Below are 26,296 nucleotides of genomic sequence, written 5' to 3'. Positions count from 1 at the left end.
AAGGCCAGAACAAGCAGCGTGCTGGAGGAAGAGCCAGGTATGCAATGATTCAAGCGGATCTGCATCTAGCGTGGATCAGTTGTATGCGACTCCGTATATAGTATTGGGTGATGCGGGATCCCCACCCAAAATAGGGGCTTTGCCCCTCGACAGAGGTCGAGCAGATGTTCTAACCTTGGCTTCTAGGGTGGCCCAAGAGCGCTCTTCAAGATAGGTGTGCCGGGGTGTTGTCAGCGATGGCCAACCGGGATCCTAAGGCTGAGAGTGTGCCGCATCGCTAGCCTAAGCCCTGTTGAGCGGGTTTAATCTAGGCAGCTTTTGATTTGCCCCAGGCTGTTGGTTAGTACTTAGGAAGCTGACCCCATAGCAACCAGAACAAGGCGCGATGCCGGGAGTTGAGATGAGAATGACGCGTTGTAATGTAATATCGCCTGTGCGCTCCCTCTGCCGCTGTGCAGCTCAGGTGGGCGGCGTAGCCGGGATCCTGATCGGAACAGCTTGGGGGGGTTTGGCTGTGACTCCTGTTTGGGCTCAGGAGAATGCCCTACTGGCTCAGGCAGCCGCAGGCCCCATGAGCCGGCAAGAGGTGGCGGAGCGGCTAAATCTGGTGCCTGTTTTTGCCATTGTGTCTCAGAACGGCACCCCCGTTGTCGCCAATGTGGAGCGAGATGGCCGCACCATCCAAGTGGTTTCCTTCTGGCTGGATCAGGCCCAGGCCCAACAAATGTTGGAGCAGGTGAAAGCCAGCAACCCCGAGATAGCCAGTCAAGCCCGGGTGGTGCCTCTCTCGCTGGGGTATGCCTACGAAAAATCGGAAGAGGAGCGCGCCAAGAATAGTGACCTGTATTTTGAGGTGGTGCCTCGGGCTTCTGATGTGGAGGCAGCCAAGCAGGTGCTGAAGGAAACCGGACAAGATGTGCCCCCGGAGGCAATCGGCGTGCCTCTGTTCTATGGCCGCTCCGGCGAGGGGCTGCTGACCATCGAGCAGGATGGCCATGAGGTGGTGCCCTTCTTCTTCGACCGCAACGATTTGCGGAGGGCTTTGGATCGGGCGGCGGCGCAGAACCCGGATGTAGTTGGAAAGACCCAGATTGAAGTGACCTCGCTGGCCATTGTGGTAGAGCGTATGCTGGCCCCCGACGCGCAGGCCGATGTGCAGAAAATTGCCTTTATCCCCTCTCGCTCGGCGCTGGAGTATATCCAATCCCTGGCCCGGCCTGCCAATCCTTCTGCAAGTCCCCAGCCTCAGCGTTAACCTAAGCCCCTGATGGGATCCCCGTCTGCTCTGGTGAAGCGGTTAACAGAGTGGCGTGCCCAAGCCCTGAGGGCGGCAAAAGCGGCTGGGATCCCTGCCGAGGAAGTGGAGATTTTGCTCAGGGAACGGCTGGGGTGGGGGCCATTGGAGCGGTTGATGGGTCGCGCTCCGGCTGGGGAGGGGGATCCCCTGGAGGAGGTGCAGGCCCTTTGGCGGCAAAGGGTGGAAGAGCGCATCCCCCTACAGTATCTGTTGGGCAAAGTTGAGTGGGCGGGCTTGAGCTTACGGGTGACGCCGGCGGTGCTGATCCCGCGCCCGGAGACCGAGCTGCTGGTGGAGCAGGCTTCCCTCTGGCTGCAGGCCAATCCTCTGCCGCCGGGATCCTGTTTTGCCGACCTGGGTACAGGCAGCGGGGCGATTGCCATTGCGTTGGCCCATCAGCACCCCCAGTTGTGGCTTCTGGCCGTGGATTCTAGCCCAGAGGCCTTGGCTATTGCAGCAGACAATGTGGCAGCCCATCATCTGCAGGAGCGGGTGAAGTTGCTGCTGGGATCCTGGTTTGTGCCCTTGGATCCCTGGCGGGGGCAGCTGCGCGGCCTGGTTTCCAACCCTCCCTACATTCCCTCTGCTGAGCTGGCCTCTCTCATGCCAGAGGTGCGACTGCACGAGCCACGACAGGCTCTGGATGGCGGAGAAGATGGCCTAGCCCACTTGCGGCTGTTGATTCAAGCAGCACCGGATTACTTGGCCCCGAACTCCTTTTGGGCGGTGGAAGTGATGCGAGGCCAAGCCCCTTGGGTGGCGGAGCAGTTGCAAGCTAGAGGCTGCTATCGGCAGATCCAAGTTCACCGAGATCTGGCCGGGGTTGAACGGGTGGTCAGCGCCCACTTCGTCGGATAGAAAAGGGTAGGATCCCATAAGATGGGGTATCGCCGGAGCCGGAACTGTCCAAAACTTAAAGCTCCGAGCCCAGAGATCTGAGCACGGATGGGATCCCCTGTCCTTCGCCAGGAGCACTTCTTGAGGGAGCCTTCGCCTACAGCCAAACCCGACCCACCCTTACAGCAGGCCGCCCCTGCCGACGGGCAAGGGGCCGTGGATTGGCAATTTGCTTTTGAACGCTCTGAGGTGATGCGAGCCTTTCAACAAGAGTTGCTCGTCAGCATCGGCCATGAGCTGCGCAATCCCCTCAGCAGCCAGATGGGATCCCTTCAGTTGGTGTTGTCGGATCTATGTGACTCTCCCGAAGAGGAGCGGGAATACCTGCAAAGTGCCAAAGAGGCGGTAGAGCGTCTGATCAAGCTGCTTGAGGAATACACCCGCCTGGCTCGCCATGACCTGCCCATCCAACCCCTGCGACCGGAACCGACCCGACTACGCCCCCTCCTGCAGGATGTGTACAGCCTAACTCGCCTACAGGCCCAGGATCAGGGCATTCGCTACGAATGGCCGGCCCTACAACCCACCTCGGCCTTTGAGGTGCCCCTTCTCCCCGACAGCCTCACCGTTTGGGCGGATCCCCACGGCTTGGTGCAGGCGCTGCTGGGAGTGTGTCGCTGGGGCATCCGCACCCTACGCTACGGTTCGATGGCTTTGCACCCCTATCCCACCGCAGAAGAAGAGGGGCGACTGTGCCTGGGGTGGAACCTTGAGGGGCGATGCCATGTGCCCATTCAAACAGAGGGCTGTGCCGTCTGGCGGGTAAGCGAGCGGCTCCTGAGAGAAATGGGAGGCCAGCTGGAACTCTGCGAAAGCGGCCCCTACCGAGTTGGCATCAAGGTGACCCTGCGCCTCGCCCATTGAACCCCAGGCCAGAGGGACTTGGGCCTATCGGCTTCTCAAAGCTGGCCAGTTGGCATCTGCCCTCTTGATCAAGCCGGGGATGTCGCGCTCCCAGTTACGCTGTACCCGCTGGTTGGCGTTCAGGTACAGCTTGTCATCGACGATTTTCCAGGCAAAGGGATCCACCGGGTAAAGGTAGTTGTGGGCCACGGCCCAGGCACAAAACCCGCCGTACTGGGGGGCAAAGCGCTCTGGGTCGTTGCGAAACCGCTCCCGATTCTCGGCGCTGGCAAACCTCCAGGTCACCCCTCCCCACTCCCATTCATACTCTGGGGATCCCTTGACGGGCTTGCCGTCGATGAAATAGGCCACCGGGTCATAGCCCCGCAGGGCCAGGCCATCCGTTGCAAAAAAGGGGCCCGGGGATCCCTCCTCGACAGCCCCAACAACCTGTCCTTGGGCTGGGAGAGACAGGAGCCAAGCCGGATGAGAAGCAACAGCTCCAACCATCAGCAGCAGCGGGATCAAAGCCCAACGATTTTTGACCATCACAACCTCCCCAATCCTCAATCGAGATAAAAATCTCCTCCACTTCCAGAAAAGCACTGCGCCCTTCCTCTCAGATTCAAAAAGAGACCTGAGAAGACCCTGGCTTCTGCGGACTGGGAACAGTCTGGCCGCAGCGGGGAAATTTGCCTGTGATTTGGATCGGGGAGATCCAATCTAAAAAAAGCTCAACCTTCTCGGCGCAGGGCCAATTCGGCCCGATCCAGTTGCATTAGCACCCGCTCCACCTTTTCGGGGTTGAGAGGCCGGTTGGAAGTGCGGTACTGGGAGGCCAGCGTATTAAACACCGTGCGCAAAGTGGTAAAAGACTGCAGCTTGTCGTAGCGATGGCCGTGGTAGCGCCCAGAAAACTCCTGGATGGCCTGCATGGCTTCCGCTCGCGCCTCCTCTGGGTTCATCAGGGGATCCCCTTCGGAAAGGACGGTGCGCAGGGTTTGGATCAAGGTCATGCTGTCTTCGTAATACTTGCCGGTGAGACGGGCAGCCTGAGCAACTGAACTCCCTGATCCCAGCAAAAGGGCTACAGACAGGAGCAGGCTGACAAGACGCCGAAAAAAAGTTTTGAGCATGGGGAACCTAATGTAACTTATTTTTAAGCATAAGCCACAGCAACACCAGAGGAGTCATCCAAAAGATGCTGTTCACGCCCTTCAGCGACTTTCTGCAGAGGCTAGGCCAGTACGGATCCCATTGGACAATGTTAGCCCTGATCTTGGGGTTTGCCTGTGCTCACAGCGGATTAGCCTACTTGCGGCCCTGGGGGGAAAGCTGGCTGGGATCCCGTCTGTACCGCATCTTCTTTGCTCTGGTGAGCCTCAGTTTGGCACCACTGTTGCTGATCTATTTTTTTAACCATCGCTACGACGGGGTGATTCTCTGGGATCTCCAAGCCGTCCCAGGCATCCGCACCACCGTTACTCTTTTGTCTGCCCTCTCTTTTTTCTTTTTGTATCCGGCCACCTTCAACTTGCTGGAGATCGCCGCCATTCGCAAGCCGGAGATCCACCTGTTTGAGACCGGGATCATCCGCATCACCCGTCATCCGCAAATGGTGGGCCAGGTGATCTGGTGTGTAGCCCATACCCTTTGGATTGGCTCCAGCTTTATGGTGGTGACCTCGCTTGGGCTCATTGCCTACCACCTGTTTGCCGTTTGGCATGGGGATCACCGCCTGGAGCGGAAATACGGGCAGGCCTTCCGCGATCTCAAGGCGCGCACCTCCGTGATCCCCGGCTTGGCCATTCTGCAGAAGCGACAGCAACTGCGCCCCCAAGAGTTTTTTCGCTGGGCCTATCTGGGGGTATTCAGCTTTGTATTGATTCTTTATGCTTTCCATCCCCAAATGGTTTCTGCAGCCAGCCAAGTTGCCTGGTAGCATGATCCCAAAGAACTTCTTTAGTTTGGGAGTGATGGCCTTGCAAGTTGCTTTAGATGCTTTTAATCAAGAACTTTTGACAAGTGATGGGTTGGTTTTGGTGGATTTCGGCGCCCCTTGGTGTGGCCTGTGTCGCTTCATTCAGCCGATTACCGACCGTCTCGTAGCCGAGTGGGGAGGGGCGGTCAAAGTACTGCGGGTGAATGTAGACGACAATTTTTGGCTGCCGCGCCGCTATCGGGTGCGCTCTTTGCCAACCCTAATTTTGTTTGAGAAAGGTCAAGAAGTGCAAAGGCTGGAGCACTTCGCCAGCCGCGATGAGGTGCTTCGCCGCTGCGAGCAGTTGTTTCTTGACCACCTGCGCTACCTGGGTTCGGGAGCCTGCTCATCCTCGTTTGAGCCCCAAGCCCCGCCGCCCGGCGTGTAGAGGGTGATTACGTCGCCGGCTTTTAGGGAGCGGCTGATTTTGCCAGGCAAGGGATCCCCATTGAGGAGGTTGATCCCCACTTGGCCTGGCCCGCCTCCCTGTTCTCCTTGGGGGGCATAGTGGCGCCGCTCGGTGAGCAGGGAGAGGGTGCAATCCTGCAAAGTCTGGATGGAGCGGATCAGTCCCCAGCCGCCCCGCTGTTGGCCATGGCCGCCGGAATCCTGGCGGAGCTCGTAGCGCAGTACCCGCAGGGGATACTCCAGCTCCAGAGCCTCGATGGGGGTGTTGAGGGTATTGCTCATGCCCACATGCACTCCGTCCAAACCCGGTCGTTGCCGGCTGGCCCCCTGACCACCTCCCAGGGTTTCGTAGTAGGTGAAGTGGCGGTTGCCCAGCACACAGTTGTTCATGGTGCCCTGCCCCTGAGCGATGCTCCGCAATCCGGCCACGGGAGCCAGAGCTTTGAACACCACATCGGCAATGCGCTGCGAGGTTTCCACATTGCCCGCCACCACTGCTGCCGGAAACTGGGCATTCACCAAGCAGCCGGGCGGCGCCACGATCTCGATGGGATCCTCCAAGCCGACATTGCTGGGGGCCGTGGGATCCAACAGACAACGCAGGGCAAACAACACTGCCGAGCGGGTGACGGCCAGCGGCGCATTCAGGTTTCCCGCCATGGCCGGAGCGGTACCGGTGAAGTCCACCCGCAGCTTCTCGCCCCTGACCTCCACCTGCACCCGGATCTCGATGGGTTCGGGCGGATCCCCGTAGCCCTCCAACCAGTCCTCAGCGGTGTAGATCCCATCTGGCAGAGCCTGAATCTGCGCCCGCATCCGTCGGCGGCTGTATTCGATCACCCCCGCAACCAACTGCCAAGCCTCTTCTTCTCCAAAGCGGGCCAGCAGCTCCCGAAACCGGCTCACCCCAACCCCGTTGGCCCCCACTTGGGCCTGCAAATCCCCCCGCCGCTGCTCGGCATTGCGCACATTGGCCAGAATTAGGCGCAGCAGATCTTCTTGCCAGTGCAACGCTCCTTCCAGAGAGAGCCTAGCCAGCCGTACCGGCGGGATCACCAGCCCCTCCTGCCAGATTTCGCTGGAGTCGGCGGGCATGGAGCCGGGGCGCATCCCTCCAATGTCGGCATGATGGGCACGGTTCACGGCATAGGCGCAAATCCGGTCGGGATCCCTCCAGCCGGGAATGGCCGCGACCACCGTAACGTCCGGCAGATGGGATCCCCCCTGGTAGGGATCGTTAAGGACAAACACATCTCCGGGTCGCGGGTTGGCTGCCACCACCGCTCGCACCGCCTGCGAAAGGGCGCCCAAATGCACCGGGATGTGAGCTGCCTGGGCAATGCAAGCCCCTTGCGAGTCAAACAGAGCTGTGGAGCAATCCCGCCGTTCCTTGATGTTGGCCGAGTATGAACCGCGGATGAGGCGCGCCCCCATCTCTTCGGCAATCCCCGCCAGAGCGTTGGCCATGACCTGCAACCGGATGGGGTTGGAGACAGGACGGTTGCTATCCATACCTCTCCAATCAAAGCCTGCGCCGCAGCCAAACGGCCACCCTGCGGATCCCTTGCCAGAACTGCAAACGACGTTGCCAGCGGGCAAGGGTATGGCGATTCTCGCGCAGACGATCCCGCAGACGCAGCAACTCAGCCGGGGTGGGAGCCAAAGCCTGCTGAGCTGCTTCTCGCCAATCAGCCATGGCCCGCTCCGTAACCCCAAGAGCCGAGCGCAGGCTCAAAATGATGGGGATAAGGGCGATCAGAGCCAGAAACAGCAGCCCGTTAAGAGCACAAACTGCCCAGACGGCCCATCCTGAAACTCCCATCGGCATTTACGGAGGTCTCCGGGTAGGGATCCCGACAAGCCTCACTGCTGCTGCAGCATCAAGGGGCGCAACACACGGCCATCCCCCACCACAACCACCGTTGACAGCACCTGCCCGCCGCGACGGAAGGTAATCGGCACCGATTGGCCCACCGGGGTGTTTTGAATGATTTGTTGCACATGCTGCACGGAGGTGACCCGCTGCCCATCCACGCCAATCAGGATATCGCCTTGGGCCAAACCAGCTCGTTGAGCAGGGCCGTCTTGGAGCAGGCCGACCACCTGCACCCCTTGAACTTGCGGTGCGGGGCCGAACAGACGACGGCTGATGGCGCTCTGAGCCTGCTCGCCGTTCACCGTTTCAATGGCAACTCCAATGAAGCCGTTGCCTACAGCAGAGGAGGCAGGCGACCACTGGACCCCGAAGCTGTTGGCGTCGCTGCTGACCTGAACCGTGGAGCTGTAGGGATTGTAAGCTTCACCCCCAACCGAGCCGCAGGGGTAGGCCACAACTGCATCTGCCAGCAAAAAAGAGGCGGGCAGGGCTAGGGCAAGCTTGAACAGATGGGTTGGTTTCTGCATGGTTCGACCCTGGAAACGGCAAGTAAAGGTAAGCTCGGATCCGCAAGACGCTTAGGTGGATGCACCAGCCAGATGCTAAGCAGCGGAAACCGCCGACCGGGCAGCTTGCACCGCCCTTCCCTCAGTGATAAACCCAAAATCGCCAACTGTCGATAGGCTTGGCCGTGCTTCTGGGCTGGCTCCCGAGGTTTTGCCGGCCTTCCTGTAGCAATTCTTCAAGTCTTGGGATCCCTTGCAGCCCTCAGCTCACCCGGCTACAGGGCTCACAGGCTGGCAAAGCGATCGGTGGCCTCCAGCAGGGCAGCGCGGATTCCGGGTTCGGTGATGGAATGTCCGGCATCGGGGATCATCCGAAACTCCGCTTCCGGCCAAGCCTGATGCAGCTCCCAAGCAGAGATGGGCGGGCACACCACGTCGTAGCGCCCCTGGACGATCACCGCCGGCAGATGCCGCAGCCGTCCCACCTCCCTGAGGAGCTGATCCTCCGGATCCAAAAAACCGCCGTGGACAAAGTAATGGCACTCAATGCGGGCAAAGGCCTCGGCAAACTCTCCCCGACCAAAGCGCTCGATGAGCTCTGGGCTGGGGATCAACTTGCTGGTGCTGGCCTCCCAAACAGACCAGGCGCGAGCTGCCCTCAGCCGTACCTGGGGATCTGGGTCGTTGAGGCGGCGGTGGTAGGCTGCCAGCAGGTCATCCCGCTCTTCGGGAGGGATCGGCTCCAGGTAATGTTCCCAAGCATCGGGGAAAAAGTAGCTGGCCCCCGACTGGTAAAACCAGCGGAGCTCAAAAGGGCGCAAGAGAAAAATGCCCCGCAAGACAAACCCCAGGCAGGATTGGGGGTGGGTTTGCCCGTAGGCCAGGGCGAGAGCGCTGCCCCAGCTGCCCCCGAACACAAACCAGCGCTCAATGCCCAGATGCTGGCGCAACCTCTCGATGTCTGCCACCAGATCCCAGGTGGTGTTCTCCCGCAGCTCGGCATAGGGGCGACTTTTCCCGCAGCCCCGCTGATCGAACAGCACCACCCGCCAGCGGCTGGGATCGAAATACTGCCGGTAGATGGGATCGATCCCGCCTCCAGGCCCCCCGTGCAAAAACACCACCGGCTTGCCTGCCGGGTTGCCGCACTGCTCGTAGTACAGGGTGTGGAGGGAGGAAACCGCCAGAAAGCCTTGATCGTAGGGCTCGATGGGGGGATAGAGATCGCGCGACATAACTTGAAGCTCTGCTGGTCATCACTCTCAGGGTCTGCGCAGGGCAATGGTGGCCTTGGGCGGGATCCCTTCCTGAAAGGTCTCGCCATCCGCGGCCAGGATGACAAATTGCAGCTCCTGCCCCGGCTGGGCGCCCAAATTGCTCCAGGGGATGGCCACCTCCAAACAGGCATCCACCACCGCCTTCACTTGATGGCCGATGGCGTGCCAGGTGTGGTACTCCCCTGCCTGCAAGAGCTGGGCTTGCACCTCTGCCGGATGCTGGCCGGTGCCGGGAGGCGGCAGTGACAACCGCAACAGGTGGCGGTAGTGGTAGTTGAGAGGGGCTTCTGCCGGCAATCCCTGCAGGGGAATGGGGCTGTTGACGGTGACGCGGTTGGGATAGAACCACAGCACCAGCAATTGCCTGGGCCGCTGCACCACCGAGTTAAAATCCAGCCGCAGGTAGAGGTTGAAGTGATCAAACCCGTACCAGAGGCGACGAACAATGCTGTTGCGGTGCATGGTGCCTCGGGCCGCTCCAATCTCCACCCGCCCCGCTTGGCTCCACTCCCGTTCTGCCGGACGACCGTTGATGGCCGGGTGGATAAACCCCTGCGGCAGGCGATCCCCTAGGCCGTCATGATCCTCCAGGGGAAATTGCAGCACGGTCGGCACCGCCTCTCCCAAAGCAGTGTAGAGCGCCTGCAGGTGCTCCCGAAACAACTGGTCGAAAACGGCATCATGGGCGGAGGAGTGGCCTGCCCCAAACCACCAGAACCAATCGGATCCCTCGGCGGCCCAGAGGGCCTCCCAGGCTTGGGGATTGGCGCGGGGATGATCCTGAATCACCTGGCGGGCCTGAGCCAAGAGCTCCCAAGCGCGGTTTTTGACGGGATCCCCAATCCAGGTGGTGAAGTCCGCCTCGATCCAGGAGCCACTGTGCAGCTGCTCTGCCGGCAAAAACTCAGTGGGAGGAAACTGATCCAGAAACTCGGAGACCGTCACCAAGCGCAGCGCCGGGTGCTGGCTGAGGCGGGTATAGAGGTTTTCCAAGAAGGGCCTGCCATCCTGGGGGTAGTACTCCCAGCAGTTTTCCCCATCCAGAGCGATGGTCACCAGCCAGGGCTGCTCCTGGGGCAGGCGGTTGCGGATGCTCTCCAGATGGCCAATGAGATCTTTGGCGGCAGCATCGGCGGGCATGGCGCTGTAGCTGAAGCCAATCAAATCCGAAAGGCGGTGATCCCGAAAGACGATGGCCAGATCCCCCCGCTCGGTTTCCAGGCGGTAGGGGCGGTAGAGCTTCTCCGGCTCCAGAATGTGGCCCTGCCCATCGCGATGAAAAGGCTGGCCCAGGCTCCACCCCAAAACCCCTTCGTCGGAGATGATCCAATCAAAGCCCTGTTTTTGCACAATCGGCACAATGGCAGGGCTTACGGATTGCTCGGAAGGCCACAGGCCCCGCGGCTCGCGGCCAAAGCGCTCCCGATAGATCTGCTTAGCCCGCTCCAGTTGGGTGTGGACATCCTGCTCCCAGTGAAAGGGGTAGCGAGGCAAAGGCAACCCTGGCCGAGCCACCCGCGCCGAGCGCTCGCTCACCAACAGGGGCAAGATGGGGTGGGTATAGGGGCTGGTGGTCAGTTCCAGTTGGCCGCTGCTCTGCAGTTTGGCGTGTTGGGGCAAGATGGCGCCGAGGATCTGTTGTTGCTTGGCGTAGATCCGCTGCCGATCCGCCAGGGTAAAACCGGATCCCATTTTGATCCAGCCCTCAATCTCAGGATCCTCCTGAAAGAGGGGATCAAACCAAGACAGGTTGTGCCAGGCCAGCAGATCGCTGAAGTCCTGCGGAGTCCAGTACTGCAGACACCAGTTCACCCCCTGAGATTCCCGTTGGTTGTAGAGCTGCCGGTAACGGGGGTAGGGCTCGATCATGGTGGGGTAGTGGCTGTCGAAAAAACGCTCGACCACAAAGCGCAGTTGATCGGGGCCGAGCTTTTCGACAGGGGATAGGGTCAGTTCCAGGTAAGGATCAAAAGCCGAGCCGGCCACATACTCTTCGATCTGTAGAATCAGGGAGGGCACCAGGTTAATCGTTTGGTGCAAGCGGGGATAGCGCTCCAGCAGCAAGACCAAGTCCAGGTAATCTTTGATCCCGTGTAGGCGCACCCAAGGCATGCGATATTTACCCGCCACCGGACTTTTGTAGAGGGGTTGGTGTTGGTGCCAAACCAGGGCGACGTGCAGCGGGTAGGTCATGGGCGGTACCGGATCCAACCATCACCCGGATACTAGCCCATCTGTCTGGCTGGCGATCGTAAGAAACTCTTGAATGTCTGAGCGCTGCCGGTGTCGATGGCGGTGGGGAAAAGCTTGCCATTCGGCAGATTCCTCAGGAGAATGGCGGCAAAAGGAAGAGCTGAGCCATGACTGCCGCTACCCACCTTCTGGAACAGTCGATCGTTGTCTTTTCCCAAAACTATTTGCCCATCAGCCGGGTCAATATCAAGCGGGCAATCGTGCTGCTGCTAACAGGCAAAGCCGAACCGCTCTCGATGATGAATGTGCCGGTGTGGAAGGTGCGCTCCCCCAGCCAGGTCATCGAGGTGCCCGAACATATTCGCCTGACCATCAAGGGCAAAGAGCGCGCTTGGCGCGTGCCCCCTGTGAATCGGCGGGAGGTTTTGCGGCGGGATCACCACACCTGCCAGTATTGTGGCAGCACCCACAATCTGACCTTGGATCATGTCGTGCCCCTCTCCAAAGGGGGATCCCACAGTTGGGACAATGTGGTGACGGCTTGCGAACGCTGCAATCAACGCAAGGGCAACCGCACCCCTGAAGAAGCCAACATGCCCCTGCGCAGCAAACCCCGTGCCCCTCTCCACCCAACGGTGGCTTTTGCAGAACAGTTTTGGCGCGAGCACCAAAGTCGGCAAGATCGGCAAGATTGAGGGTTGCCGTGCAAGCTAAGATCGGCGAACCCTGTTCCATCGATGAGGATCCGCGTCGGCCATGATGACCGTAATGGAGTTTTTTGCCCTCAGTGCCGGGGAGTGGATGTGCCAGCGCACCAGCCATCATTTGGCTTTTCGCCGCTCTGAGGGGGGGAGGTCGAGAGTCCAAATTGCAACGCTTTCGGCAACCGATCCGGCAGTCATACGGGTTTGCGAGTTGTTCAAGGTGGATCCCCGACGAGCTGTGGGAGCAGCGCGGGTGCAGTGGGATGGCGAGCAGGAGTGGGATAACGAAGAGTACAAGGGAGATGTGGTGCTGGTACCTATCCCCGATGAGACCGATCCCATGCGCGGGCAGTTGCTGCGGGATCAGGGCTACGCTGAGAAAGTACCGGTGGCCGGTACCTATGTCATGGGATCCGATGGTGCCCTCACCCTCTACACCCAGTATGAGATGACCGAATCGGAAGAGCGCATTTGGTTTGCCAGCCCCAACTTGCGCCTGCGGGCCAGCACTGTCAAGCGGTTCGGCGGCTTCAGCATGGCCTCTTTCTGCTCAGAGGTGCGCAAACTCTCCGCCGGCCCTTCTCCCACCCCTACGGTGGCCGAATCCAGCCCTTTCCGCAGCTAGAGCTGTTTCTCCTCAACTGCAACGCGGGTTGTGCTATGCACCAAGTCTTGGATCTGGGGATTAACCTGCTCCACGCCAATCAACACCAGGCCGACCACAACCGGGAGCATTTTGATGCCTGGGGAGTAACCTGTCTGAACCTCATGAGCGCGCCGGGGGCGGGTAAGACGTCTTTGCTGGAGAAAACCGTGGTCGCTCTTGCCGGCTCGCTGCGCCTGGCGGTGATCGAGGGAGACATGACGACCCAACTGGACGCGGAGCGGTTGCGTCGCTACGGGATCCCGGTGATCGCCATCAACACAGGGCGGGCCTGTCATTTGGATGCGGCCATGGTGGCCGGGGGCTTGCGGCAATTGGAAGCGCTACTGGATCCGCAGCAACTGGATTTGCTGCTGGTGGAAAATGTCGGCAACTTGGTCTGCCCGGCGGAGTTTGAGGTGGGGGAACACGCCAAGGTAGCCCTGCTCAGCGTCACAGAAGGGGAAGACAAGCCTCTCAAGTACCCGATTATGTTTCGAGAGGCGGATTGTCTACTGATCACCAAGGTGGATCTGGTTCCTGTCTTAGAGGTGGATTTGGAGCGGATCCAGGCCAACATCCGCGAGATCAACCCTTCTGTGCCGATTTTTTGTCTTTCTGCCAAGACGGGCGTCGGGCTGGAGCCCTGGCTGGGCTGGATCCGAGAGCAGATTCTCCTGGCCCAACGCCGACAGCAGCCGCAGTGAAGGGTATCATACTGGGCATCTGGCCGTGGAACTCTCCTCACCTGAGCTGGCCAGGCAGGGGATGAGTTAGCACCTCTGGCGGGTCAATTTCAGATAACGTGTGTGGATGGAAAATCCCGGCTATGGCCAATTTAAGCGACTTTGTACAGGGCATTGAGCAGTTGATCGAGCTGGCTCAGAAGCTGGATGAGAAAAAACAAAGTGGAGAGCTGCGAACCGAAGTCCGCATCCAGGCCCGTCCTCTGGGCAGTTCTATTCCCCCTTCCGGCTCCATCCCCCGCCGCCGCAGCCCTGCCCAAACGGGGGATCCCCCCTGGAGCAGCGAGCCCCAAGTGATGTCTGCGGTTCGCTTCCAGGAACCGTCCAAGGCCGCTGTGCCCGACCCGCCAGCAACTTCTGCCGACCGCCCAGAGTCTTGGGCTGGGCCACGCCTCAAGGATGTGGGGGGACTGAGGGAACAGCTCCAAGCGCTGCGGGAGATGGTGGAGATCCCCCTCAAGCGGCCCGATCTGCTGGCCAAGCTGGGGTTGGATCCGCCCCGCGGCGTGTTGTTGGTAGGCCCCCCCGGCACCGGCAAAACCCTGACGGCCCGCGCCCTGGCCGAGAGCCTGGGGGTGAACTACATCGCCATTGTCGGCCCGGAGCTGATCGGCAAGTACTACGGCGAGGCGGAGGCGCGCCTGCGGCAACTGTTTGAAAAGGCAGCCAAATCGGCTCCCTGTCTGGTGTTTATTGACGAAATCGATGCCCTAGTGCCCAACCGCGCCACTGTCGAGGGGGAGGTGGAAAAACGCCTGGTGGCCCAGATGCTGGGGCTGATGGATGGATTTGTGGCCCAAAAGGGGATCGTGGTGCTGGCAGCCACCAACCGGCCCGAGGCTCTGGATCCGGCTCTGCGGCGACCGGGGCGCTTTGATCGGGAGGTGATCTTCAAGGTGCCGGACCGGGAGGGGCGGCGGGAGATCCTGGCCATCCACACCCGCGGCATGCCCTTGGCGGAGGATGTGGATCTGGACAGCCTGGCGGATCAGACACTGGGCTTTGTGGGGGCAGATCTGCGGGGCCTGTGCCAGGCAGCAGCCTATGCGGCTTTGCGGCGGCAGGTGCCCGATTTGGGATCCCCCATCCCCGAGTCCCTGACGGTAACCGCAGCGGATTTTCAACAGGCTCTGCAACAGGTGAAGCCGGCGGTGCTGCGCTCGGTGGAGATTGAATCCCCGCAGGTGAGCTGGGATCAAATTGGCGGTTTGGATCACGCCAAGCAGATTTTGCAAGAGGCCATCGAGGGATCCCTGCTTCACCCTGAGTTGTACGAGCAGGCTCAGGCCCAAGCACCCAAGGGGATCCTCCTGAGCGGGCCGCCCGGCACCGGCAAAACCCTGTTGGCCAAAGCCATCGCTTCCCAGGCTAAGGCCAACTTCATCGCCGTCTCCGGCCCGGAGCTGCTCAGCAAATGGGTGGGATCCTCCGAGCAGGCGGTGCGGGAGCTGTTTGCCCGTGCTCGGCAGTGTGCCCCCTGCGTGATTTTCATCGACGAGATCGATACCCTGGCCCCGGCGCGAGGCAGCTACTCCGGGGATAGTGGGGTCAGCGACCGCGTTCTGGGGCAACTGCTGGCAGAGCTGGACGGGATCCGCCCCAGCCAAGGGGTATTGGTGGTGGCCGCCACCAACCGCAAGGCCAGTTTGGATCCCGCCCTCACCCGGGCCGGCAGGTTGGAGCTGCACTTGAGCGTGGAGCTGCCAGATCGCAACGGGAGACGGGAAATTTTGGCGGTTCACAACCGCAAGCGTCCCCTGGGGCCCGATGTGGATTTGCAAGGGTGGGCTGAGCAAACCGAAGGTTGGAGTGGTGCCGACCTCGCCCTGCTCAGCAATCGCGCCGCCATCGCTGCCATTCGTCGCCACCGGGCCACCTCAGAGTCGGTGGATGCCAAAACCCTGGTCATCCAACAGGAAGACTTCTGTCGGGCCTTTGCCGAGCTGCAGCAGCAACGCCAAGCCGGCTGACCAGGAAAACCGGGTTCGGCGCTCCGCGCTGCTAAAACGAACAAGCCCCGACTTACCGCTACGCGGTTCGCCTTGGCGGGCCGTAGGCCTTAGCAAGCCAGTAGGGCGGCTTTTGCTTTATCGCTACGCGATGCTTTCGCGAACGCCTCTGGTGGCACAGAGCGCTATGATCTTTCTCGAGGCACTGGTGAAAGTCAGTGTATTGCGTCCGGAGCTGAAGTCAGCGACTTTCCCACAGTTGCACCAGTTGGCTTTGGCCTCTGGAGAATTGTATTTCAGAGCCCTCGTCGCCTTTTGGCGCGTGGTGCGCAAGAAAGGTCTGTGGCTCAAACCCACCGGCCTCCTGCGCTGGTTCCCCAACACCTCAGAGAATGAGCTCCATGCCCATAGCGCTGTTCGCCTCTGGCGGCGCGGAGCGCTTGAAAGAATCCCCTGCTTTTAGGGGGGAATGTCAACTCCTCTTCGGCAAATCTCCATGGCCAGGATCAACGACCATTTCCTTAAGCTCAAAGCCGGCTATCTTTTCCCTGAAATTGCCCGACGGGTACAATCCTTTGCCGCCGCCCATCCCGAAGCTCAGATCATCAAAATGGGGATTGGCGATGTCACCGAGCCGCTGCCGGAAGCCTGTCGGACAGCCATGATCCGGGCGGTGGAAGAGATGGGGGAACGGGCCACCTTCCGCGGCTATGGGCCAGAACAAGGCTATGAGTGGCTGCGCCAGGCCATTGCCCAGCACGACTTCCAAGCTCGCAACTGCGATATCGATGCTTCCGAGATCTTCGTCTCCGATGGCTCCAAGTGCGACTGCGGCAACATCCTGGATATCCTCGGCCACGACAACACCATTGCCATCACGGATCCCGTCTATCCGGTTTATGTGGACACCAACGTGATGGCGGGCCATACAGGGCCAGCCAACGAACGCGGCGAATATGAGGGCCTAGTCTATCTGCCCATCACCGCCGAAAATCACTTCACCGCCAGCCTGCCCAGCCAAAAGGTGGATGTGATCTACCTCTGCTTCCCCAATAACCCCACAGGTGCAGTGGCCACGCGGGAGCATCTGCAGAACTGGGTGGACTATGCCCGTGCCCACAACTCCTTGATCCTGTTCGACGCCGCCTACGAAGCTTACATCACCGAGCCTGGGATCCCCCACTCCATCTACGAGATTCCGGGGGCGCGGGAATGCGCTATTGAGTTCCGCTCCTTTTCCAAAATCGCTGGGTTTACCGGCACCCGCTGCGCCTTTACGGTAGTGCCCAAGTCTTTGCGGGGGCAAGCTGCCGATGGATCCTGGGTGGATCTGTGGAGCTTGTGGTATCGCCGCCAATCCACCAAGTTCAACGGGGTGTCCTACATTGTGCAACGAGGGGCAGAGGCAGTTTATTCCGAAGCGGGGCAGGCGCAGGTGCGAGGTCTGGTGCAGTTTTACCTGGAAAATGCCCGCATCATTCGCGAGCAATTGGCCGAGGTGGGGATCCAAGTCTATGGCGGCGTGAATGCCCCCTACGTCTGGGTGAAAACACCCGCTGGGCTGAGCAGTTGGGAGTTTTTCGACAAGCTGTTGCACACCTGCCATGTGGTGGGTACCCCCGGCTCTGGCTTCGGCAGCGCCGGAGAGGGCTATCTGCGCCTGTCAGCTTTCAACAGCCGCGCCAACGTGGAAGAGGCGATGCGCCGCATCGGCAGCGTGTTTGCGGGGGCTGGAGCCGTTGGTTAATTGGGTCTTGACTCTGGGATCAATCCTGAACGCAAACCACCTGCTGGGTTTGGGCAGATCGCTCGGCTGCCTCGGCCACCGCCAGGGCGTGGAGCATGTTTTCAGTATGGATATAGAGGGGTCTGCCGTGGCGCAGGTGATCCAGCACCATGCGGGTGTCTTGCTCGAACAGGCCGTGGCGGGATCCCGTCTCTAGAGGGTGGGCGCTGCCGGGCCGCAGCAACGTTGCCTCTTCGCCGTTGATCAATAGGCCCCCCCGTTGACCGTGGAACTCCAGTAGCCGCTGCGAGCACCACAGGGAATCCCCCTTGCCATAGGTCAACACCGCCAGCAACCCACTGGCAAAACTCAGCTGGGCTGTGCAGTAGCAACTGCTGTAGCGGTGGGGCAGATCCGGCCCGTCGTAGCGCAGTTGGCAGCTCACCCGTTCTACCCTGCCCAACAAGTCCACCAAGCGGTGGATGCGAGAAACGGCCCCCATGAGGGGGAAGCCAAACAACTCAGGCCGATAGGTCCAGCGATCGGGGGCGGGGTGGGTGGCGGTGAGAGTGATGTAGCGAACGGCAAACAGCTTGCCCAACCCTTCCAGCTCTTGTTTCAGCAACCGGTGAACGCCGCTAATTAGCTCGATGTGTTCGACGTGCAGCAGCACTTGCCGCTCGGCTGCCAATTGCACCAAGGAACGCGCTTCGGCAGCGCTGAGGGCGAGGGGATATTCCACGACGGTGTGGATCCCTGCCTCCAGAGCAGCACGGGCAATGGCGGCATGATCCCGATTGATGGTGCTGACAAAGACCAGATCCAGCCGGTGATCCTGGAGCAGAGCAGGCCAATCTGGACAGGCCACCGCCCCAAATTCAGCCGCAAAGGAGCTTGCCCGCTCTGGATGTCGACCGGCAATCGCCACAACCTGCGCTCGGCCATCCTTGCTCACTGCCTCAGCCCGTGAGCGAGCGGCATAGCCAGTGCCGATGATCCCCACCCGCAAGGTCTGTTCCCTCCCCTCGCCTAGCCCTGTCTTCAGCATCACACAGCAGGGATCCTTTGTACCACCCGGCAATCCGGATCTCGCTCCGCCTAGGTTTGCCGGAAAACTCCTGCTGCACCCTTTGATTTTGTGCCTACCTCACAGAGCTGTTCGCCGGTGGGGATCCCATGGGCGTTAGGAAGAAGCTGCTGCTTCAACCTCTTGGGGTTGCGGCGAGGAAAGCGGAAAATGCCGCTCCAACAAAGCCGGGATCCCTTGGGGGGAAACGCCGCTATAACGGGCTTTGTCGGGCATAAACACCACATGGGGGCCCCGTTTACAATCTTTCATGCAGCCCACCCCCTGCACGCAAATCGAACCGGAGTAGGCGGCCAAATGGGAGTTCAAGGCTTGCATCACCGCTCCGGCCCCCCGCCGATAACAGTCGGATTTCTGGCAGACCAGCACCTTACCTTTGACCTTTGGGACAACCGGCTCCGTCTCACCCCCGGAAGCTGGAGCTGTCGTCAAAGACATACCCTCCGCCTTCTCTCCGAGGGGAACCACCCGGTAAAGCACCCATTTTTCTCGCCCTTTGTGCAGATCCACTTCTCGCTCCCCCGAGATCTGCACCGCATCGCCAGGTTTGAGGGTGCGGTAAAGGGCAGAACGCAGGGGCTTGGGGATCTTGCCGGAAAAAACGTCCGCTCCGGCTTGCCAACGCAGGTACTTGAGCTTGCCGTCTTTATCGGGAAGAAATCCCAAAAACCGGCCCTCCGACTCAAACGGGATCCCTTGCTTAGGAAACTTGCTCATCTTGACCCCCAGCCTCCGTGTTGAGCTGCCAACAAGCCTCTAGGCCATCCAATAGCTCCTGTCGTCGCGCTGTGTGCTGACGGATCACGCTGCGCACCTGTAGAACGGCCAACGGAGTACTCGCCTCCACCCGCAGACGGCCATCTCCCGTACAAACTGCCGGGATCCCCAATTCCATTAGCCGCCGACCAACGCGCCAGCGCTCGCCCAGAGGAATGTTCAAGAGATAGCCGCGCTCAGAGTCCAGAAAGGCGGGGTTCATGGCCGGGATCAGCACCTCAGAGGTAAAGAATGGTAGAGAAATGAAACAGATTCTCAATAGCTTTTCAAAAAAAAGCCAGAGGTCGGAAACCAGGCAGGCTCAAGCCCACCTGTGGACCTTCTGGCTAGGCTCTGCCGTTCATCAAGCCGAACACCAGGCTATCGTTGGCCAGGAAGTGATGGAGATGGAAAGCGCGATCCTCTGTTTTCAACAGGATCTGCTCGTAGAGGTAGCGGGTGGCCCGATCCCCAAGGCTCTCCGCCTGGGCTGCCTGCCGCCGCAGCAGATCGATGATGGCCTGCTCTGCCGCCAGGTCGTTCATCAACATTTGCCGCGCCCCAAAAGCTCCATCCGGCTCAGGGGTAAAGCAGCAAAGCTGGGCCAAGGTGGCAAAGCTGGCTACCGGCACACCTCCCAGCCCTTCTAGGCGTTCTCCCAGGTCGTGGACATGCTCCCTCGCCTGCTCGTAGTGATCTTTGAAGAGTTGGTGCAGCGGATAGAACTCAGTGCCTTCTACCACGAAGTGATGCTTCTGGTACTGCAAGTACAGCCCCTGGAAGCTGGCCAGCAGGGCGTTCATCCCCTCGCAAACCGGCTGGGTTATCTCAGTGCCAAGCAAGACAGGATTGTCGCGCACGCTGTTGAAAGACTGGCGCAGGGTTGAAGTTTCGGACATAAAACTCTCCAGCACAAGTTAAAAGGAGCTGTGAATCCTAGAGCGCCCGCCATAGCGGGCCTGGGATCCCTGGGTATTTGCCTCCAAATCTAGCATAGTGCAGAAAATGGCTCTTGTGAATAACTCTCAATAAGCCCGTTGTTGCGGATCCCTTTGGAGTGGGATCAGGGCGCAGACAGATTGGCCCTTGGCTAGGTCAGTCTCCGGTATCGGAAGAAACTTGGCAGTAGGATCCGCCCTGAACTACCTTTGTGGGGCTATCGGCCTTAGGGGAAGAAGCAAGAAGCATGTCTCAGAAAAGCCCATCCTTCTTAGAGAAACTGACTGACCTAACCCGCCAAATTGTTGACCGTGCCCGAAGCAGCCCAGAAGTTTTTGAATCTCTGTGGAAGTGGCTGTCTCAGAAGGAGAGCTTCCCAGAAGCGCAGGCAGAGTTGGGCCGCTGCAACGTCATGGTGATTGGCAAAACGGGGGTAGGCAAAAGTACCCTGGTCAATGCTGTTTTCAAAGATGAGCTGGCCAAAACCGGTGTCGGCGAGCCTGTTACCCGTCATATTCGCAAATACTCCAAGCAAGACTGCCCGATCACCATTTACGACACACCGGGGATGGAATTGGCAAATACCGAGATCTGCCTAGAGGTGGCCAAGCTTATTGAAGAGCTGCGTTTTCAGGAACCCGAGCATCACATTCACGTGATCTGGTACTGCATTCATCATGAGCTGAAGCGCCTAGAGGAAACCGAGCGAGAATGGCTGAAGGAGTTGGATCTGAAAAGTGTGCCGGTCATCCTGGTTTTAACTCAGTGCCTGGAATACTCTGACCCTGAAGAAAGTGAGTTTTATAGGTACCTGCAGGGCCAAAACCTGCCCGTCAAATACATCGTTCCTGTCTTGGCTCGCGACAAAGTCATCAACCGGCAAATCACCATTCCTTCTCATGGACTGGAGGAGCTGATTGGCTGCACTGTGGAGCTGCTGCCGGAGATTGCCCGTCTTGCCTTTATTCAACAGCAATTGCTGCGGGTCGATTTGAAAGCCGATGCCGCTTTTAAGTATGTGTCGGGGTATGTGGCCAGTGCAGCGTTTATCGGGGCAGCTCCCCTTCCCTTTGCCGATGCACCTCTATTGGTGGCTGCTCAAATCGGCATGATTGCCAATATCAGCTTTATTTTTGGTTACAAGGCTTCCCCTGAATTTTACTACTCCTTGATGGCGGCTTTGGCGGGCACTGGGGCAGCAACACTAACCGGACGGTCTATTGTCTCGAACTTGCTGAAGTTGCTTCCCGGCGCGGGACCCATTGCAGGCGGCATTATCCAATCCACCACAGCAGCCACCCTAACCCTTTCCCTTGGCTTGGCCTACATTGAGCTCATGAAAGCCATCGCCCGCGCCAAAATCAAAGGGATTCAGCTATCTCAGTCGGAGATTCAAGACATCTTTGTGCGAGAGTATCGAGAATATATGAATTCCAAACGCCGCACCCTCAAAAGTGAGGACTGGGCGTAATTTCTCCCTAACTTATTTACCCAGACTTTTGGACGTGCATCGCGCCTGGGTTGCAAACGGGATGGGCTGCCGAGGTCTTGAACCCAAAAGTTCCCTGCACTAAATAAAGAGGTCGTCCCTTCACCTCTTCAAAAATGCGGCCTAAGTATTCCCCAATCACGCCCAGGCTGATCAATTGGATCCCGCCCAGGAACAAAGTCATCACCGCCAAAGAAGCATAGCCGGGCACATCGGATCCAAACAGCAAGGTACGGATGATCAGAAAAAGACCGTAGAGCAAAGCCAGCACGGAAATCCCCAGACCCAAATAGCTCCACACCCGCAAGGGCCAGGAGCTGAAGGAGGTGATCCCTTCCAAGGCCAGGTTCCAGAGCCGCCAATAGTTCCACTGGGTTTTGCCGCGAAAACGGGGAGCCCGATCGTAAAAGATGGCCACCTGACGATAGCCCACCCAGGCAAAGATCCCTTTCATAAAGCGGGTGCGCTCCCGCAGTTGCTTAATCGCCTCTACCACCTGCCGATCCAGCAGCCGAAAATCTCCTGTATTGCGCGGGATCCGCACCTGGCTGAGTTGATCGATCACCCAATAAAACCCGTTGGCAGTCAAGCGTTTCAGCCAGCTTTCCCCTTGGCGGCTGCGACGCACTGCATAAACCACCTGATAGCCTTGCCGCCACTGCTGCAGCATCTCCGGGATCAGCTCTGGCGGATCTTGCAGGTCGGCATCGATGGGAACGACAGCGTTGCCAGAGGCGTGATCGAGGCCGGCGGTGAGGGCGATCTCCTTGCCAAAACACCGGGAAAGGTTCACCACTTTGATGCGGGGATCCTGATGGTGAAAGGCGATCAGCTTTTCCAGTGTGTCGTCTTGGCTGCCATCGTTGACACAAATGATCTCGTAGGGAATCCCTAAAGGATCCAAGGTCTGCCGCAGACGCTCAAACAGGTGTTCCAGGTTATCCGCCTCATTTTTGCAGGGGACAACAACCGATAATTCAACCAACTCAACCGGGGGCTCAGACAACATCGAGAGGTGTCAGAAAACAATGAGGATCCCGTAGTTGGCCATCATTGTGCCATCAGGGGGTGGCCGACATCTCCGCCACAATCGAGCGCAGCTCGTCTTCCGAGATGCGGTAGACCTCGTTGCAGAATTGGCAAACCGCTTCTGCCCCCTTGTCGGTGTGGATCATATCGAGCAACTCGTCCCGCCCCAGCATGCGCAGGGCCCCCTTCACTCGGTCGGAATTGCACTTGCAGTAGAAGCGGATGGTGCGCATTTCCGGCGCAATTTTCAGATCCAAGTCGCCCAGGCAGATTTGCAACAGCTCCCGCAAGCCGCCGCCACCAGCCAACATCGGGCTAAATTCTTCCACTTTGGCCAAACGGGCTTCCATCTCTGGGATCAGACTGGCCGGCGCCCCTGGCATCAGCTGCAACAACACTCCGCCGGCGGCGCGTACCCGCTGTGAGTCGAGATTTACTCCCAGAAGGACTGCCGAGGGAATCTGCTCTGAGGAGGAGAGGTAGTAGGTGATATCGTCTCCCACCTCTCCCGAAACCAGCTCCACCGCGCTGGTGTAAGGCTGGCCATACCCCAGATCCCGCAGCACATGGAGGTAGCCATAGCGCCCAACGGCTTGGCCCACATCCAACTTGCTCTCGGCAGTGAGAGGAAGCTCAATGGCGGGGTTGCTCACATACCCGCGTACCGTGCCATCCGAGCCGGCATCCACCCAGATGTTGCCCAAGGGGCCATTCCCTTTCAGTTGCAGGTTAATCCGCGCCTGGCGCCGCTTCAGGTTGGCCGCTAGCAACAGGGCTGCACTCATGGCCCGCCCCAGAGCCACCGTCGCGACATAGGACAGCTTGTGCCGTTCCCGTGCCTCTTGTACCGCCTGGGTAGACACCAAGCCCACCACCCGAATTTTGCCTTCTGCCGCCGTGGCCCGGATGAGGTGATCCGGCAGAGATGAGGGCGTACCCTCAGAAATACCTTTCGCTCGCTTCAATCGTTCTGACCCAGAGGCATCCGTCATCGCAACCTCAACGCATGTCTTAAACCAAGCCTGCAGGGATCCCCTGGCGACTCAGCCTTCATTCTAAGTGAGTCTAAGTGAGATTGTAGCCCCTCTCTTGCCGGACTTTGGGGAGGGAACTGCCCTGTCGGGGCGGGAATGGGACTGTCCCTTTTCTGGGAGAAATTTTAAGAAGTGTGAAGATCTGAGATGGCAGACGGCAAGCATATCGGAAAATAACTTGCGGGTATGCTCGTCATACTCTTTAAAAAATCGACTTGAGGATGGATATCCATGAGTGTTGTTACGAAATCGATTGTGAACGCGGACGCGGAGGCCCGCTACCTCAGCCCGGGGGAACTGGATCGGATCAAGTCCTTTGTCACCTCGGGTGAGAAGCGGTTGCGCATTGCTCAAGTCTTGACCGAGTCTCGTGAGCGCATCGTCAAACAAGCTGCCGACCAGCTCTTCCAGAAGCGCCCTGACATTGTCTCTCCGGGGGGCAATGCCTACGGGGAAGAGATGACGGCGACTTGCCTGCGGGATATGGACTACTACCTGCGCCTGATCACTTACGGCATCATTGCCGGCGATGTCACCCCGATTGAAGAGATCGGCCTGGTGGGTGTTCGCGAGATGTACAACTCTTTGGGCACACCCATTCCGGCGGTGGCCGAGAGCATTCGTCAAATGAAGCAGGTGGCCATGGGTCTGCTCTCTCCTGACGATGCGGCTGAAGCCGGCTACTACTTCGACTTTGTGGTGGGGGCAATGAGCTAATCCCTCATTGTTCTTGCCGCACAACCCTTTGCTGTTCGTCGATTTGGATTTAGGAAGCTCATCATGCAAGACGCGATTACCGCTGTGATCAACAGCTACGATGTCCAAGGCAAGTATCTGGACAGCTCGGCTATGGAGAAGTTGAAAGCCTTCTTCGCCACGGGCGAGCTGCGGGTGCGGGCGGCTGCCACCATTGCTGCCAATGCTTCCACCATCGTCAAGGATGCTGCTGCCAAGGCGTTGCTGTACTCTGATCTCACCCGTCCTGGCGGCAACATGTACACCACCCGTCGCTATGCTGCCTGCATCCGCGACATGGACTACTACCTGCGCTACGCCACCTACGCCATGCTGGCCGGGGATCCCTCCATTCTGGACGAGCGGGTGCTGAACGGGCTCAAGGAGACCTACAATTCCCTGGGAGTGCCCATTGGGGCAACCATCCAGGCCATCCAAGCCATGAAAGAGGTAACTGCCGCTCTGGTGGGTGCTGAGGCCGGCAAGGAAATGGGGGTGTACTTCGATTACATCTGCTCTGGCCTGAGCTAACTCCCGGCGTCATTGCCTCAGGGGAGGTGCATTCTTCAACGAGCACGGCGGGCGATTTGCCACAGGGATCTGGTGTGCTAGCTGAAGTACGCGAGCTTTCTGGGGTGAGTCGCCTGTTTTGCTGGTCAAGATAGCCCATTTTGTTGTTGAGCGGGGATCCCATATCATGCGCATGTTCAAGATCACGGCCTGTGTGCCCAGCCAAACCCGAATTCGCACCCAGCGGGAGCTGCAAAATACCTACTTCACCAAGCTGGTGCCCTATGAGAACTGGTTTCGGGAACAGCAGCGCATCCAGAAATCGGGTGGCCGCATCCTGAAGGTGGAGCTGGCCACGGGTAAGCCTGGGATGGACGTAGGACTGTTGTAGTTCCCCTATCCAGTCGTTCCTTTCCCTCAGATACTGAGAATAGCCCTCTCCAGATCCGGTATGCCCAGCTCCAGAAGATTTGCCCTTGGGGTTGGGGTAGCGGGTCTGGCTATTTCGTGGGGGTAAGGACAGATGTCAACTGATGTTCCGACCCGGTTGGAGCCAATCATTGCCGCCCACAACCTGAGCAAGGTTTACCCGGTGGCCGTCAAGGATCCCGGAGTGGTTGGCACCCTGCGCCACTTTTTTCGCCGCACCTATCGCCACATCCCGGCAGTGCAGTCCGTGAGCTTTCAAGTTCAGCCGGGGGAGATGGTGGGATTTTTGGGGCCCAACGGGGCGGGCAAGACCACGACCCTCAAGATGTTGACTGGTTTGATCTATCCGTCCGGCGGCACGGTGCAAGTGGTGGGTCATGTGCCTTACCGCCGGGAGCCGGCGTTTTTGCGGCAGATCACCCTGGTGATGGGGCAGAAGCAGCAGCTCATTTGGGATCTGCCGGCAATGGACTCTTTGCGCATCAACGCTGCCGTTTACGAGATCCCTGAGAAGGAGTTTCGGGAGCGGGTGGGGGAGCTGGCGGAGCTGCTCGACCTAGAAAGCAAGCTGAAGCAACCAGTGCGCAAGCTTTCCTTGGGGGAGCGGATGAAGGCGGAGCTGTTGGCGGCTCTGTTGCACCGCCCGCAGATCTTGTTTTTGGACGAGCCCACCTTGGGGTTGGATGTCAACGCCCAGGCCGGCGTGCGGCAATTTCTGCGGGATTACAACCGCCGCTATGGAGCAACGGTGCTGTTGACCAGCCATTACATGGCCGATATTACTGCGCTGTGCCAACGGGTGCTGGTCATCAACGCGGGGCAGCTCATGTACGATGGCGACCTCGAGGCATTGCTGGAGCGCTTTGCCCCCTACCGAGAGGTGAAGTTGGAATTGGCCCGCCCTTGCCCTGTGGCTCAACTGCAGCTCTATGGAGAGGTGCGCACGGACGGGGATCCGGGCAGCTGTGAGGCGCGGCTGTGGGTGCAGCGGGAGCAGCTCACCCAAACGGTGGCCAAGCTGTTGGCGGAGCTGGATGTGCTGGATCTAACGGTAACCGACCCGCCCATCGAGGAAGTGATCGGGCGGGTGTTTGCGGATGGGCTCCCTTCGGCCAGCCCATAGGGTCATTTGCAACAGGGTTAGGTTGAGCGTGGGCTCCCTTCTTCCCCAAGAGGAGAGGGGCTGGGGGTGAGGGTCAGCAGCGAAGGATCCCAGCTTTGTTGGAAACGACTGGGATTCCC

The 26,296-nt window shown here is 59.4% G+C and carries 29 protein-coding genes; 16 read left to right on the top strand and 13 right to left on the bottom strand.

The window, feature by feature from the left end:
• Window positions 1-406 precede the first annotated feature (406 nt).
• From ACVWVQ_RS00730 to ACVWVQ_RS00720, 3 genes are all read left to right on the top strand, one after another.
• Window positions 407-1,255 (top strand): Tic22 family protein, encoded by an 849-nt coding sequence (locus tag ACVWVQ_RS00730; protein WP_457506363.1) that lies wholly within the window; start codon window positions 407-409, stop codon window positions 1,253-1,255.
• 12 nt (window positions 1,256-1,267) lie between these two features.
• Complete coding sequence (gene prmC / locus ACVWVQ_RS00725; protein WP_457506361.1) at window positions 1,268-2,155, top strand: peptide chain release factor N(5)-glutamine methyltransferase; 888 nt, start codon at window positions 1,268-1,270, stop codon at window positions 2,153-2,155.
• Between the two features lie 120 nt (window positions 2,156-2,275).
• Window positions 2,276-3,058, top strand: coding sequence for a sensor histidine kinase (locus ACVWVQ_RS00720; RefSeq protein WP_457506359.1), 783 nt, complete (start codon window positions 2,276-2,278; stop codon window positions 3,056-3,058).
• 24 nt (window positions 3,059-3,082) lie between these two features.
• Here the strand turns inward: ACVWVQ_RS00720 and ACVWVQ_RS00715 are convergent, their stop codons facing one another.
• Window positions 3,083-3,586 carry a YHS domain-containing (seleno)protein gene (locus tag ACVWVQ_RS00715; RefSeq protein WP_457443243.1) on the bottom strand — a complete coding sequence of 168 codons (504 nt, stop codon included), beginning with the start codon at window positions 3,584-3,586 and terminating at the stop codon, window positions 3,083-3,085.
• Window positions 3,587-3,771: 185 nt separating this feature from the next.
• Window positions 3,772-4,173, bottom strand: a complete 402-nt coding sequence (gene psb27 / locus ACVWVQ_RS00710; RefSeq protein WP_414329352.1) for a photosystem II protein Psb27 — start codon at window positions 4,171-4,173, stop codon at window positions 3,772-3,774.
• A gap of 65 nt (window positions 4,174-4,238) precedes the next feature.
• Here psb27 and ACVWVQ_RS00705 point away from each other — a divergent pair, with 65 nt between their 5' ends.
• The gene (locus ACVWVQ_RS00705) at window positions 4,239-4,979 is read left to right on the top strand and encodes an NnrU family protein (RefSeq protein ID WP_457506357.1); all 741 of its coding nucleotides are present in this window, start codon (window positions 4,239-4,241) and stop codon (window positions 4,977-4,979) included.
• 34 nt (window positions 4,980-5,013) lie between these two features.
• Entirely contained in the window at window positions 5,014-5,406 is a 393-nt protein-coding gene (locus ACVWVQ_RS00700; RefSeq protein ID WP_041437173.1) for a thioredoxin family protein, read from the top strand.
• On the opposite strand, the gene ACVWVQ_RS00695 is transcribed toward ACVWVQ_RS00700, so the two are convergent.
• The 5 genes from ACVWVQ_RS00695 to ACVWVQ_RS00675 form a co-directional block, all read right to left on the bottom strand.
• A complete protein-coding gene (locus ACVWVQ_RS00695; protein WP_457506356.1) occupies window positions 5,343-6,938 on the bottom strand; it encodes a hydantoinase B/oxoprolinase family protein in 1,596 nt (531 codons plus the stop codon). The two genes, ACVWVQ_RS00700 and ACVWVQ_RS00695, sit on opposite strands and share 64 nt — an antisense overlap.
• A gap of 10 nt (window positions 6,939-6,948) precedes the next feature.
• Window positions 6,949-7,254 (bottom strand): hypothetical protein, encoded by a 306-nt coding sequence (locus ACVWVQ_RS00690; protein ID WP_457506354.1) that lies wholly within the window; start codon window positions 7,252-7,254, stop codon window positions 6,949-6,951.
• A gap of 35 nt (window positions 7,255-7,289) precedes the next feature.
• Window positions 7,290-7,829 (bottom strand): PDZ domain-containing protein, encoded by a 540-nt coding sequence (locus tag ACVWVQ_RS00685; protein ID WP_414373387.1) that lies wholly within the window; start codon window positions 7,827-7,829, stop codon window positions 7,290-7,292.
• A gap of 263 nt (window positions 7,830-8,092) precedes the next feature.
• On the bottom strand, window positions 8,093-9,043 hold the full coding sequence (gene pip, locus ACVWVQ_RS00680; protein ID WP_457506352.1) for a prolyl aminopeptidase: 951 nt from the start codon (window positions 9,041-9,043) through the stop codon (window positions 8,093-8,095).
• A gap of 27 nt (window positions 9,044-9,070) precedes the next feature.
• Window positions 9,071-11,278, bottom strand: coding sequence for a glycoside hydrolase (locus tag ACVWVQ_RS00675; protein WP_457506350.1), 2,208 nt, complete (start codon window positions 11,276-11,278; stop codon window positions 9,071-9,073).
• Window positions 11,279-11,445: 167 nt separating this feature from the next.
• Here ACVWVQ_RS00675 and ACVWVQ_RS00670 point away from each other — a divergent pair, with 167 nt between their 5' ends.
• The 6 genes from ACVWVQ_RS00670 (at window position 11,446) to ACVWVQ_RS00645 (ending at window position 17,067) form a co-directional block, all read left to right on the top strand.
• Window positions 11,446-11,973, top strand: a complete 528-nt coding sequence (locus ACVWVQ_RS00670; protein ID WP_457506348.1) for an HNH endonuclease — start codon at window positions 11,446-11,448, stop codon at window positions 11,971-11,973.
• Window positions 11,974-12,037: 64 nt separating this feature from the next.
• On the top strand, window positions 12,038-12,607 hold the full coding sequence (locus ACVWVQ_RS00665) for a phycobiliprotein lyase (RefSeq protein ID WP_457502483.1): 570 nt from the start codon (window positions 12,038-12,040) through the stop codon (window positions 12,605-12,607).
• A 35-nt stretch (window positions 12,608-12,642) separates the two neighbouring features.
• A complete protein-coding gene (hypB, locus tag ACVWVQ_RS00660; RefSeq protein ID WP_457490425.1) occupies window positions 12,643-13,332 on the top strand; it encodes a hydrogenase nickel incorporation protein HypB in 690 nt (229 codons plus the stop codon).
• Window positions 13,333-13,454: 122 nt separating this feature from the next.
• Window positions 13,455-15,341 (top strand): AAA family ATPase, encoded by a 1,887-nt coding sequence (locus tag ACVWVQ_RS00655; protein ID WP_457506346.1) that lies wholly within the window; start codon window positions 13,455-13,457, stop codon window positions 15,339-15,341.
• Window positions 15,342-15,507: 166 nt separating this feature from the next.
• A complete protein-coding gene (locus ACVWVQ_RS00650) occupies window positions 15,508-15,783 on the top strand; it encodes a hypothetical protein (protein WP_414358425.1) in 276 nt (91 codons plus the stop codon).
• Between the two features lie 33 nt (window positions 15,784-15,816).
• A complete protein-coding gene (locus ACVWVQ_RS00645) occupies window positions 15,817-17,067 on the top strand; it encodes an LL-diaminopimelate aminotransferase (RefSeq protein ID WP_457506479.1) in 1,251 nt (416 codons plus the stop codon).
• Window positions 17,068-17,086: 19 nt separating this feature from the next.
• Here ACVWVQ_RS00645 and ACVWVQ_RS00640 read toward each other — a convergent pair whose 3' ends face one another.
• The 4 genes from ACVWVQ_RS00640 to dpsA all read right to left on the bottom strand — a co-directional run bounded on the left by ACVWVQ_RS00640 (window position 17,087) and on the right by dpsA (window position 19,788).
• Window positions 17,087-18,094, bottom strand: a complete 1,008-nt coding sequence (locus tag ACVWVQ_RS00640) for a Gfo/Idh/MocA family protein (protein ID WP_457506477.1) — start codon at window positions 18,092-18,094, stop codon at window positions 17,087-17,089.
• Between the two features lie 135 nt (window positions 18,095-18,229).
• Window positions 18,230-18,850 (bottom strand): (2Fe-2S) ferredoxin domain-containing protein, encoded by a 621-nt coding sequence (locus ACVWVQ_RS00635; RefSeq protein ID WP_414408127.1) that lies wholly within the window; start codon window positions 18,848-18,850, stop codon window positions 18,230-18,232.
• A complete protein-coding gene (locus ACVWVQ_RS00630; protein ID WP_457506344.1) occupies window positions 18,834-19,112 on the bottom strand; it encodes an Asr1405/Asl0597 family protein in 279 nt (92 codons plus the stop codon). The genes ACVWVQ_RS00635 and ACVWVQ_RS00630 overlap by 17 nt, the downstream gene beginning before the upstream one ends.
• Window positions 19,113-19,236: 124 nt before the next feature.
• Window positions 19,237-19,788, bottom strand: coding sequence for a DNA starvation/stress protection protein DpsA (gene dpsA / locus ACVWVQ_RS00625; RefSeq protein ID WP_414343201.1), 552 nt, complete (start codon window positions 19,786-19,788; stop codon window positions 19,237-19,239).
• A 287-nt stretch (window positions 19,789-20,075) separates the two neighbouring features.
• Between dpsA and ACVWVQ_RS00620 the strand changes: the two genes are divergently transcribed.
• Window positions 20,076-21,299, top strand: a complete 1,224-nt coding sequence (locus tag ACVWVQ_RS00620) for a YcjF family protein (RefSeq protein ID WP_457506342.1) — start codon at window positions 20,076-20,078, stop codon at window positions 21,297-21,299.
• A 16-nt stretch (window positions 21,300-21,315) separates the two neighbouring features.
• Here ACVWVQ_RS00620 and ACVWVQ_RS00615 read toward each other — a convergent pair whose 3' ends face one another.
• Together ACVWVQ_RS00615 and hslO are read right to left on the bottom strand one after the other, a co-directional pair.
• The gene (locus tag ACVWVQ_RS00615; protein ID WP_457506340.1) at window positions 21,316-22,326 is read right to left on the bottom strand and encodes a glycosyltransferase family 2 protein; all 1,011 of its coding nucleotides are present in this window, start codon (window positions 22,324-22,326) and stop codon (window positions 21,316-21,318) included.
• A gap of 52 nt (window positions 22,327-22,378) precedes the next feature.
• Complete coding sequence (gene hslO / locus ACVWVQ_RS00610; protein WP_457506476.1) at window positions 22,379-23,269, bottom strand: Hsp33 family molecular chaperone HslO; 891 nt, start codon at window positions 23,267-23,269, stop codon at window positions 22,379-22,381.
• A 342-nt stretch (window positions 23,270-23,611) separates the two neighbouring features.
• On the opposite strand from hslO, the gene ACVWVQ_RS00605 reads away from it, so the two are divergent.
• The 4 genes from ACVWVQ_RS00605 to ACVWVQ_RS00590 all read left to right on the top strand — a co-directional run bounded on the left by ACVWVQ_RS00605 (window position 23,612) and on the right by ACVWVQ_RS00590 (window position 26,177).
• On the top strand, window positions 23,612-24,097 hold the full coding sequence (locus ACVWVQ_RS00605; protein ID WP_011433053.1) for a globin family protein: 486 nt from the start codon (window positions 23,612-23,614) through the stop codon (window positions 24,095-24,097).
• A gap of 63 nt (window positions 24,098-24,160) precedes the next feature.
• The gene (apcB, locus tag ACVWVQ_RS00600; RefSeq protein ID WP_011433054.1) at window positions 24,161-24,646 is read left to right on the top strand and encodes an allophycocyanin subunit beta; all 486 of its coding nucleotides are present in this window, start codon (window positions 24,161-24,163) and stop codon (window positions 24,644-24,646) included.
• A gap of 166 nt (window positions 24,647-24,812) precedes the next feature.
• Window positions 24,813-25,016 carry a phycobilisome linker polypeptide gene (locus ACVWVQ_RS00595; RefSeq protein ID WP_011433055.1) on the top strand — a complete coding sequence of 68 codons (204 nt, stop codon included), beginning with the start codon at window positions 24,813-24,815 and terminating at the stop codon, window positions 25,014-25,016.
• Between the two features lie 132 nt (window positions 25,017-25,148).
• Window positions 25,149-26,177, top strand: coding sequence for an ABC transporter ATP-binding protein (locus ACVWVQ_RS00590; RefSeq protein WP_457506338.1), 1,029 nt, complete (start codon window positions 25,149-25,151; stop codon window positions 26,175-26,177).
• The last annotated feature ends 119 nt before the right edge of the window (window positions 26,178-26,296 follow it).

Source organism: Thermostichus sp. MS-CIW-36, assembly GCF_054059035.1.
Note: the sequence above shows the minus strand (reverse complement) of the source record. Positions and strands in the feature narration are given on the sequence as shown.

Bases quoted from the DNA above. Each gene is read 5' to 3' on its own strand.
- ACVWVQ_RS00730 (WP_457506363.1), top strand. From the start codon at position 407: ATGACGCGTTGTAATGTAATATCGCCTGTGCGCTCCCTCTGCCGCTGT.
- prmC (WP_457506361.1), top strand. From the start codon at position 1,268: ATGGGATCCCCGTCTGCTCTGGTGAAGCGGTTAACAGAGTGGCGTGCC.
- ACVWVQ_RS00715 (WP_457443243.1), bottom strand. From the start codon at position 3,586: ATGGTCAAAAATCGTTGGGCTTTGATCCCGCTGCTGCTGATGGTTGGA.
- psb27 (WP_414329352.1), bottom strand. From the start codon at position 4,173: ATGCTCAAAACTTTTTTTCGGCGTCTTGTCAGCCTGCTCCTGTCTGTA.
- ACVWVQ_RS00705 (WP_457506357.1), top strand. From the start codon at position 4,239: ATGCTGTTCACGCCCTTCAGCGACTTTCTGCAGAGGCTAGGCCAGTAC.
- ACVWVQ_RS00700 (WP_041437173.1), top strand. From the start codon at position 5,014: ATGGCCTTGCAAGTTGCTTTAGATGCTTTTAATCAAGAACTTTTGACA.
- ACVWVQ_RS00695 (WP_457506356.1), bottom strand. From the start codon at position 6,938: ATGGATAGCAACCGTCCTGTCTCCAACCCCATCCGGTTGCAGGTCATG.
- ACVWVQ_RS00690 (WP_457506354.1), bottom strand. From the start codon at position 7,254: ATGCCGATGGGAGTTTCAGGATGGGCCGTCTGGGCAGTTTGTGCTCTT.
- ACVWVQ_RS00685 (WP_414373387.1), bottom strand. From the start codon at position 7,829: ATGCAGAAACCAACCCATCTGTTCAAGCTTGCCCTAGCCCTGCCCGCC.
- pip (WP_457506352.1), bottom strand. From the start codon at position 9,043: ATGTCGCGCGATCTCTATCCCCCCATCGAGCCCTACGATCAAGGCTTT.
- ACVWVQ_RS00675 (WP_457506350.1), bottom strand. From the start codon at position 11,278: ATGACCTACCCGCTGCACGTCGCCCTGGTTTGGCACCAACACCAACCC.
- ACVWVQ_RS00670 (WP_457506348.1), top strand. From the start codon at position 11,446: ATGACTGCCGCTACCCACCTTCTGGAACAGTCGATCGTTGTCTTTTCC.
- ACVWVQ_RS00665 (WP_457502483.1), top strand. From the start codon at position 12,038: ATGACCGTAATGGAGTTTTTTGCCCTCAGTGCCGGGGAGTGGATGTGC.
- hypB (WP_457490425.1), top strand. From the start codon at position 12,643: ATGCACCAAGTCTTGGATCTGGGGATTAACCTGCTCCACGCCAATCAA.
- ACVWVQ_RS00655 (WP_457506346.1), top strand. From the start codon at position 13,455: ATGGCCAATTTAAGCGACTTTGTACAGGGCATTGAGCAGTTGATCGAG.
- ACVWVQ_RS00650 (WP_414358425.1), top strand. From the start codon at position 15,508: ATGATCTTTCTCGAGGCACTGGTGAAAGTCAGTGTATTGCGTCCGGAG.
- ACVWVQ_RS00645 (WP_457506479.1), top strand. From the start codon at position 15,817: ATGGCCAGGATCAACGACCATTTCCTTAAGCTCAAAGCCGGCTATCTT.
- ACVWVQ_RS00640 (WP_457506477.1), bottom strand. From the start codon at position 18,094: ATGCTGAAGACAGGGCTAGGCGAGGGGAGGGAACAGACCTTGCGGGTG.
- ACVWVQ_RS00635 (WP_414408127.1), bottom strand. From the start codon at position 18,850: ATGAGCAAGTTTCCTAAGCAAGGGATCCCGTTTGAGTCGGAGGGCCGG.
- ACVWVQ_RS00630 (WP_457506344.1), bottom strand. From the start codon at position 19,112: ATGAACCCCGCCTTTCTGGACTCTGAGCGCGGCTATCTCTTGAACATT.
- dpsA (WP_414343201.1), bottom strand. From the start codon at position 19,788: ATGTCCGAAACTTCAACCCTGCGCCAGTCTTTCAACAGCGTGCGCGAC.
- ACVWVQ_RS00620 (WP_457506342.1), top strand. From the start codon at position 20,076: ATGTCTCAGAAAAGCCCATCCTTCTTAGAGAAACTGACTGACCTAACC.
- ACVWVQ_RS00615 (WP_457506340.1), bottom strand. From the start codon at position 22,326: ATGTTGTCTGAGCCCCCGGTTGAGTTGGTTGAATTATCGGTTGTTGTC.
- ACVWVQ_RS00605 (WP_011433053.1), top strand. From the start codon at position 23,612: ATGAGTGTTGTTACGAAATCGATTGTGAACGCGGACGCGGAGGCCCGC.
- apcB (WP_011433054.1), top strand. From the start codon at position 24,161: ATGCAAGACGCGATTACCGCTGTGATCAACAGCTACGATGTCCAAGGC.
- ACVWVQ_RS00595 (WP_011433055.1), top strand. From the start codon at position 24,813: ATGCGCATGTTCAAGATCACGGCCTGTGTGCCCAGCCAAACCCGAATT.
- ACVWVQ_RS00590 (WP_457506338.1), top strand. From the start codon at position 25,149: ATGTCAACTGATGTTCCGACCCGGTTGGAGCCAATCATTGCCGCCCAC.